The 8,009-nt window shown below is 48.2% G+C and carries 8 protein-coding genes and 3 pseudogenes; 6 read left to right on the top strand and 5 right to left on the bottom strand.

Translation table 11 applies throughout. From position 1 onward, the window contains the following. The 3 genes and pseudogenes from BFF42_RS06845 to BFF42_RS06855 form a co-directional block, all read left to right on the top strand. Positions 1-234: IS1 family transposase (locus BFF42_RS06845; protein WP_001393844.1), on the top strand; the 234-nt coding region annotated here is incomplete at its 5' end. Between the two features lie 11 nt (positions 235-245). Beyond that, positions 246-404: pseudogene (locus BFF42_RS06850) on the top strand (MHS family MFS transporter YdfJ); the annotation flags it as partial. Positions 405-492: 88 nt separating this feature from the next. After that, the gene (locus BFF42_RS06855; RefSeq protein ID WP_039060238.1) at positions 493-1,953 is read left to right on the top strand and encodes a mannitol dehydrogenase family protein; all 1,461 of its coding nucleotides are present in this window, start codon (positions 493-495) and stop codon (positions 1,951-1,953) included. A 35-nt stretch (positions 1,954-1,988) separates the two neighbouring features. Here BFF42_RS06855 and ydfZ read toward each other — a convergent pair whose 3' ends face one another. From ydfZ to ydfG, 3 genes are all read right to left on the bottom strand, one after another. After that, complete coding sequence (gene ydfZ / locus BFF42_RS06860; RefSeq protein WP_000214712.1) at positions 1,989-2,192, bottom strand: putative selenium delivery protein YdfZ; 204 nt, start codon at positions 2,190-2,192, stop codon at positions 1,989-1,991. A 177-nt stretch (positions 2,193-2,369) separates the two neighbouring features. Next, entirely contained in the window at positions 2,370-3,056 is a 687-nt protein-coding gene (gene rspR / locus BFF42_RS06865; RefSeq protein WP_000215546.1) for a DNA-binding transcriptional regulator rspR, read from the bottom strand. A gap of 88 nt (positions 3,057-3,144) precedes the next feature. Next, a complete protein-coding gene (gene ydfG, locus BFF42_RS06870; protein ID WP_000636571.1) occupies positions 3,145-3,891 on the bottom strand; it encodes a bifunctional NADP-dependent 3-hydroxy acid dehydrogenase/3-hydroxypropionate dehydrogenase YdfG in 747 nt (248 codons plus the stop codon). A gap of 136 nt (positions 3,892-4,027) precedes the next feature. Between ydfG and dcp the strand changes: the two genes are divergently transcribed. Further along, a complete protein-coding gene (gene dcp / locus BFF42_RS06875) occupies positions 4,028-6,073 on the top strand; it encodes a peptidyl-dipeptidase Dcp (protein WP_000210375.1) in 2,046 nt (681 codons plus the stop codon). A gap of 44 nt (positions 6,074-6,117) precedes the next feature. Here dcp and BFF42_RS06880 read toward each other — a convergent pair whose 3' ends face one another. After that, the gene (locus tag BFF42_RS06880; RefSeq protein WP_001024556.1) at positions 6,118-6,636 is read right to left on the bottom strand and encodes a 2-oxo-tetronate isomerase; all 519 of its coding nucleotides are present in this window, start codon (positions 6,634-6,636) and stop codon (positions 6,118-6,120) included. Positions 6,637-6,911: 275 nt separating this feature from the next. On the opposite strand from BFF42_RS06880, the gene ydeI reads away from it, so the two are divergent. Both ydeI and BFF42_RS27575 read left to right on the top strand, forming a co-directional pair. Further along, positions 6,912-7,304, top strand: a complete 393-nt coding sequence (gene ydeI / locus BFF42_RS06885; RefSeq protein ID WP_000671731.1) for a YdeI family stress tolerance OB fold protein — start codon at positions 6,912-6,914, stop codon at positions 7,302-7,304. A gap of 254 nt (positions 7,305-7,558) precedes the next feature. Further along, positions 7,559-7,702 (top strand): annotated as a pseudogene (locus tag BFF42_RS27575) (hypothetical protein); the annotation flags it as partial. A gap of 15 nt (positions 7,703-7,717) precedes the next feature. On the opposite strand, the pseudogene BFF42_RS06895 reads toward BFF42_RS27575, so the two are convergent. Beyond that, positions 7,718-8,009, bottom strand: a pseudogene (locus BFF42_RS06895) (IS1-like element IS1X2 family transposase); the annotation flags it as partial.

Consider the following 8,009-nt stretch of genomic DNA (forward strand, 5'->3'; position numbering starts at 1 on the left):
TCGGCCTTTGAGGTCGTGGTATGGATGACGGATGGCTGGCCGCTGTATGAATCACGCCTGAAGGGAAAGCTGCACGTTATCAGCAAGCGTTACACTCAGCGCATTGAGCGACATAATCTGAATCTGAGACAACATCTGGCAAGGCTGGGACGGAAGTCACTGTCGTTCTCAAAATCGGTGGAGCTGCATGACAAGGTCATCGGGCATTATCTGAACATAAAACACTATCAGTAAGTTGGAGTCATTACCCGATCGCCATTATGATCATGGCATATTCAGTGATTGGTTTAATCTCTGCGCTGAAAATGCCAGAGGTGAAAGACCGTGATTTAAGTGCGCTGGAAGACGCTGCGGAAGATCAACAGCGTGTTGTAAGAGCTGCGCAACCTTCCAGAAGTCTGTAAACCCTCAATCCCTTCTCTTACCGGAGAGGGGATTTTTATTCATATAACAAAACATATAGCTTGCCATATTTAAATTTAAGGAATTGTTATGGGAAATAATTTGTTATCAGCAAAAGCGACACTCCCTGTTTATGATCGTAATAACCTGGCCCCAAGAATTGTTCATTTAGGCTTTGGTGCATTTCACCGTGCGCATCAGGGCGTGTATGCCGATATTCTTGCTACAGAACATTTCAGTGACTGGGGATATTATGAGGTCAACTTAATCGGCGGCGAACAGCAAATTGCCGATTTACAACAGCAAGATAATCTTTATACCGTTGCGGAAATGTCGGCCGATGCGTGGACGGCTCGCGTCGTTGGCGTCGTTAAAAAAGCCTTGCACGTACAGATGGATGGCTTAGAAACCGTGTTGGCTGCGATGTGTGAACCGCAAATCGCGATTGTCTCTCTGACAATCACCGAAAAAGGGTATTTCCACTCTCCGGCGACCGGACAGTTAATGCTCGATCACCCGATGGTCGCTGCCGACGTGCAAAATCCCCACCAGCCGAAAACAGCAACAGGGGTGATTGTTGAGGCGCTGGCCCGCCGTAAAGCGGCAGGACTTCCCGCATTTACCGTCATGTCATGTGACAACATGCCAGAAAACGGTCATGTTATGCGTGACGTTGTCACTTCATACGCGAAAGCTGTTGATGTAAAACTGGCACAATGGATCGAAGATAACGTGACTTTCCCATCAACAATGGTGGACCGTATTGTGCCCGCAGTGACAGAGGATACGCTGGCGAAAATCGAACAACTTACCGGTGTGCGCGATCCTGCGGGCGTTGCCTGTGAACCTTTCCGCCAGTGGGTAATAGAAGATAACTTTGTTGCCGGACGTCCAGAATGGGAAAAAGCGGGAGCCGAACTGGTTAGTGATGTGCTGCCTTATGAAGAGATGAAGTTGCGCATGCTCAACGGCAGTCATTCATTCCTGGCGTATTTGGGTTATCTTGCCGGATATCAGCACATTAATGACTGCATGGAAGATGAACATTATCGTTATGCGGCGTATGGCTTGATGTTGCAGGAACAAGCGCCGACGCTGAAAGTGCAGGGCGTTGATTTGCAAGATTACGCTAACCGATTAATTGAACGCTATAGCAATCCGGCGTTACGTCATCGAACCTGGCAGATTGCGATGGATGGTAGCCAGAAATTGCCACAGCGGATGTTGGATTCTGTTCGCTGGCATCTGGCGCATGACAGCAAGTTCGATCTGCTGGCGCTGGGCGTCGCGGGTTGGATGCGTTATGTCGGTGGTGTTGATGAACAGGGAAATCCGATAGAAATCAGTGACCCACTGTTACCTGTTATTCAGAAGGCTGTACAAAGTAGTGCCGAAGGGAAAGCGCGCGTCCAGTCATTGCTGGCGATTAAGGCAATCTTTGGTGATGATTTGCCAGACAATAGCTTGTTTACTGCAAAAGTGACGGAAGCGTACTTGTCTTTATTAGCGCATGGCGCGAAAGCGACCGTGGCGAAATATTCCGTGAAGTAAAAAAAGCAATGCCGCCATCGGCGGCATTCACACACTTAGTTCATGCCGAGACGAATCAGGTCCAGAGGTGCCAGTTTCTCTTCACAACCTTCAACAACTACGGTTTTTCCGCGGCGGATTTGCTCAGCGGTCAGACCTTCAGTATCAATCGACAGGATCTTGCCAGTGTGACCGGTGCCGCTAACCATAACACGGCTGCCAGTGGTGATTGCGTTACGGTTACGATCGTAGGTCGTCATAGGTGTTTTCTCCTTTCTGATTTACAGTCGAAGCCCACGTAACGGGCGCAATATAAATACTCCTGTCGAGTGAAATATTTTTTGTTTTTGATCAAGCTCACATCTTTTTTGATGCATGCATGAGCCGTAAGGCGGGGGGAAAAGCCTCTCATCCCGGATGGGATGAGAGTAAATGAATTACTCTTCGCTAAACCAGTCGCTGTTTTCCTGGCGGATCTGGCGCACGGATTCGCTGATTTCCTGCAAATGTTGCGTCATTGCACGTTCTACCGCATCGCCATCACGTTTTTGCAGGGCAGAGAAAATATCAAGATGCTGGCGTAACAGCATTTCTGGTGGAGAAACATGGTCGAAACTCATATAGTGCACGCGATCAACGGTCGCTTTCAGGTTCTCAATGGTATCCCACGCCAGTTGACAGTCGGCAATCTGCGTCAGGAGTTGATGGAAGTTGTCATCAAGTTCAAAAAAATCATCCAGTTGCTTGCGCTCAATGGCAATGCGTTGCTGGTGAAGATTTTGTTCCAGTTGGTAGCACTGGCTTTCGGTAATCATGCTCGCCGCCCGACGCGCCACCGCGCACTCAATGGCCTGACGGATAAAACTGCCGTTGCGCACCTGGGCCATGGAAATTTTGTTGACGTAGCTGCCACGCTGTGGACGAATTTGAATCAGGCCGTTTTCCGCCAGTTTAATAAAGGCTTCACGAACCGGCTGGCGTGACACATTGAAACGAACAGAAACTTCTTTTTCCGACAACGGTGTGCCTGGAGCAATCAGGCAATGGACAATGTCGCGACGAAGGATACGATAAATTTGCTGATTGACAGGCTGTGTGGGATTAAGTTGCGTTTCGACGGTCATTCGTTCTTGCTTGTGAGTGAGTTAACTGCATGAGTCTACCACTTTTTTGTGACAAGCAATAACCCGGCAGTTACGCCGGGTATAAAAATTACTGACGGTGGACATTCAGTCCGGCATAGCTTTGGGTAACCGGCATCATTTCCAGGGTATTGATATTGACGTGAGCAGGCAGCGTTGACACCCACCAAACGGCTTCGCTGACATCTTCTGGCGTCAATGCAACGGTATTTTGATAGGTTTTTTCCGCTTTACCGTCATCGCCTTTAAAGCGGACATTGGAAAACTCGGTGCCACCCACCAGACCCGGTTCGATGTCGGTGACGCGCACCGCCGTACCATGCAGGTCCGTACGCAGATTCAGGCTAAACTGACGAACAAACGCTTTCGTCGCACCGTAAACGTTACCACCGGCATAAGGCCAGCTACCTGCCGTTGAGCCAATGTTAATAATATGACCATGATTACGTTCAACCATACCCGGTAAGACGGCGCGCGTCATATATACCAGGCCTTTGTTGTTGGTATCAATCATCGTTTCCCAGTCTTCAACGCTGGCTTTATGCGCAGGCTCCATGCCCAACGCCAGGCCGGCATTATTTACCAGGATATCAATATTGCACCACTCGGCAGGAAGCGATGCCAGCATCTCTTCAATAGCGGCGCGGTTGCGAACGTCCAGTTGGGCGATGTACAGATTATCTCCCAGTTCGTCTTTTAACTCCTGCAACCGTTCCTGGCGACGGCCAGTGGCGATAACTTTATGCCCTTGTTGAATAAAACGACGAGTAATGCATTCACCAAAACCTGCCGTTGCTCCAGTTACTAAAACGATCATCTCACTGTTCCTCAACGCTTTTGTGTGTCAATAACATAGCACGTGATGCTTAAGAGCGGGTAATACTGGTTTGTAAGATTGCACTCCGTTATCAGTAAGCCTACGCTATGGAACACCTCGCGTTCAGGAGAAGAAAATGACAACAATGAATCCTTTCCTTGTGCAAAGCACACTACCGTATCTGGCTCCCCATTTTGATCAAATTGCCAATCATCACTATCGTCCGGCATTCGATGAGGGAATGCAGCAAAAGCGGGCAGAAATTGCTGCCATCGCGCTTAACCCGCAAACGCCTGATTTCAACAATACTATTCTGGCACTGGAACAAAGCGGAGAATTACTTACCCGCGTTACCAGCGTCTTTTTTGCGATGACTGCGGCGCATACCAATGATGAATTACAGCGTCTTGATGAACAGTTTTCCGCTGAACTGGCGGAACTGGCTAATGATATCTATCTGAACGGTGAATTATTCGCGCGGGTAGATGCTGTCTGGCAGCGCCGTGAATCCCTGGGGCTTGATAGTGAATCCATCCGCCTGGTGGAGGTGATTCATCAACGTTTTGTCCTTGCCGGAGCCAAACTTGCGCAAGCTGATAAAGCAAAATTAAAAGTACTGAATACAGAAGCTGCGACCCTGACCAGCCAGTTTAACCAGCGATTACTGGCAGCAAATAAATCCGGCGGTCTGGTTGTGAACGATATCGCGCAGCTGGCAGGAATGAGTGAGCAAGAGATTGCGCTGGCGGCAGAGGCGGCTCGCGAGAAAGGTCTGGATAACAAATGGCTGATTCCGCTGCTGAATACCACCCAACAACCGGCGCTTGCCGAGATGCGCGATCGTGCGACGCGTGAAAAACTGTTTATTGCGGGCTGGACGCGAGCGGAAAAAAATGATGCCAATGATACCCGCGCTATCATTCAACGTCTGGTAGAGATTCGCGCACAGCAGGCGAAACTGCTTGATTTTCCTCATTATGCCGCATGGAAAATCGCCGATCAGATGGCAAAAACGCCAGAAGCAGCACTCAACTTTATGCGGGAAATTGTTCCAGCGGCGCGTCAACGTGCTAGCGATGAATTAGCCTCCATACAGGCGGTTATCGATAAGCAGCAAGGCGGGTTTAGCGCGCAGCCGTGGGACTGGGCATTTTATGCCGAACAGGTACGGCGGGAGAAATTTGATCTTGATGAGGCGCAGCTCAAGCCATATTTTGAATTAAACACGGTGTTGAATGAAGGTGTATTCTGGACCGCGAATCAGCTCTTCGGTATTAAGTTTGTCGAACGTTTTGATATTCCTGTCTACCATCCTGACGTTCGTGTGTGGGAAATTTTTGATCATAATGGCGTGGGACTGGCGTTATTTTACGGTGATTTCTTCGCCCGTGATTCAAAAAGCGGCGGTGCATGGATGGGCAATTTTGTTGAGCAATCAACGCTTAATGAAACGCATCCGGTAATTTATAACGTTTGCAATTATCAGAAACCCGCTGCCGGTGAGCCTGCGTTGTTACTCTGGGATGATGTCATAACCTTATTCCATGAATTTGGTCATACGCTGCACGGCCTTTTTGCCCGCCAGCGTTATGCCACGCTTTCCGGCACCAACACGCCGCGTGATTTTGTCGAATTTCCGTCGCAAATCAACGAACACTGGGCAACGCATCCGCAGGTATTCGCTCGCTACGCCCGGCATTATCAGAGCGGGGCAGCAATGCCTGACGAACTGCAACAGAAAATGCGTAATGCCAGCCTGTTCAACAAAGGGTATGAGATGAGCGAACTGCTTAGCGCCGCACTTCTCGATATGCGCTGGCATTGCCTGGAAGAAAACGAAGCAATGCAGGATGTCGATGATTTTGAATTGCGGGCGCTGGTGGCGGAAAATATGGATCTTCCTGCTATACCGCCACGCTATCGCAGCAGTTATTTCGCCCATATTTTTGGTGGCGGATATGCTGCAGGTTATTACGCTTATCTGTGGACGCAAATGTTGGCCGATGATGGTTACCAGTGGTTTGTTGAGCAGGGCGGATTAACGCGTGAAAATGGGCAGCGTTTTCGCGAGGCGATCCTTTCCAGAGGTAACAGCGAAGATCTGGAACGCCTGTATCGACAATGGCGCGGTAAGGCTCCTCAGATTATGCCGATGCTGCAACATCGTGGCTTGAATATATAAACACCACCAATGGCTGGCCTGGAGATATCGCCAGGCCAGCCTGGTTATAGCAGTAATTGCAGCAGCTGGACGAGGGCAAACCTCACCGCTAAAGCTAATACCGTTTCGCAGTCGCCAGCAAAATGCATAACCGCAGTGTAGGTCTGGCCTTTAATATGCCACGCGAACCAGACGGTACCCGCTGGCGTACCATCTTCACCGCCCTCCAGTCCGCCGTAGCCGGTAATGGCAATACTGACATCAGCATCCGCACGCTCTATGGCACCTGTTGCCATTTCTGCTGCCACTTTCTCACTCACCGCAGAATATCGTTCAAGAGATTGCTGGCTTACGCTGAGGATTTTCATCTTTGCCTGATCGGTGAAAGTAACAAAGCCTGCACCGTAAAATTTGGGTGTATCTTCAGCTGCACACAGGGCGCTAGCCAACTTACCGCCGGTGCATGATTCGGCGGTAGTTAAGCGTAATTGATCCGCGATAAGTCTTTGACTCAACGCGGATGTCAGGTTTTCAATAGTGTCGGTATCTGCGAGTTGTACAATTTTATCTTTATTAATGTTCACTGTTTTTTGTCCACGCTATTATATGTAAAGGTGATTTGCTTTTTCTGTATGCTCGTCCAATATAATAATTTTCAAACATATAAATCCGATTATTCTGAAAATATGTTTAAGACTCTTCAATCTTCTTAACTTTAGTGAGTTAAATTCTCTGAATATTTGACAGCTAGTGGGCTGATTTTAAATGCCTTATAACAATTGGCAGTATTCTTATTTGGCAATTATAAAAATAGCAACCAGACTTAATAAGTCAAACCAAACGCAATTAAGGAGTTAGTATGAAATTTCAGGCCATTGTATTAGCAAGTTTTCTTGTCATGCCTTATGCGTTGGCAGATGACCAGGGCGGTTTAAAACAGGATGCAGCGCCACCGCCGCCTCATGCAATAGAAGATGGCTATCGCGGAACCGATGATGCAAAAAAAATGACCGTTGATTTCGCAAAAAACATGCACGATGGCGCTTCGGTTTCACTACGCGGTAATTTGATTTCTCACAAAGGAGAGGACCGTTACGTTTTTCGCGATAAGAGCGGTGAAATTAATGTCGTTATTCCTGCGGCCGTCTTTGATGGACGAGAAGTTCAGCCGGACCAGATGATCAACATTAGCGGTAGTCTGGATAAGAAAAGCGCGCCGGCCGTCGTTCGGGTCACTCATTTGCAGAAATAAAAATAAATTAGCCTGATGGCCTGAACTACTGGGCCATTAGGGTATTGGGTTATGCTATTTGTCATCCTTTTATTTACGATAATGCAGAGGTGATTTACAGAATTAAACACTTTTTTATCCGCTGATTTTGTTTTAAATCACAATGTTATCTCAGAGATGACTCATAACTTCGGATTTCTATGAAAATATTGACGTAATTTTGCTTTTCTCTCGTTAGAATAGCGCGCACAAGGAACTGTGAAAAAGGAGTGGCAATGATCAAGAAGACAACGGAAATTGATGCCATCTTGTTAAATCTCAATAAGGCTATCGATGCCCACTACCAGTGGCTGGTGAGTATGTTTCACAGCGTGGTCGCGAGAGATGCCAGTAAGCCAGAAATAACGGATAACCATTCTGGTAATGACTCCAACTTACTGATAGTGTTTTATGTTCAGATAATGCCCGATGACCTTGTCATGCAGCTCCACCGATTTTGAGAACGACAGTGACTTCCGTCCCAGCCTTGCCAGATGTTGTCTCAGATTCAGATTATGTCGCTCAATGCGCTGAGTGTAACGCTTGCTGATAACGTGCAGCTTTCCCTTCAGGCGTGATTCATACAGCGGCCAGCCATCCGTCATCCATACCACGACCTCAAAGGCCGACAGCAGGCTCAGAAGACGCTCCAGTGTGGCCAGAGTGCGTTCACCGAAGACGTGCGCC

The sequence above is a fragment of the Shigella sp. FC1661 genome (genome assembly GCF_001712525.1).
Taxonomy (GTDB): domain Bacteria; phylum Pseudomonadota; class Gammaproteobacteria; order Enterobacterales; family Enterobacteriaceae; genus Escherichia; species Escherichia coli.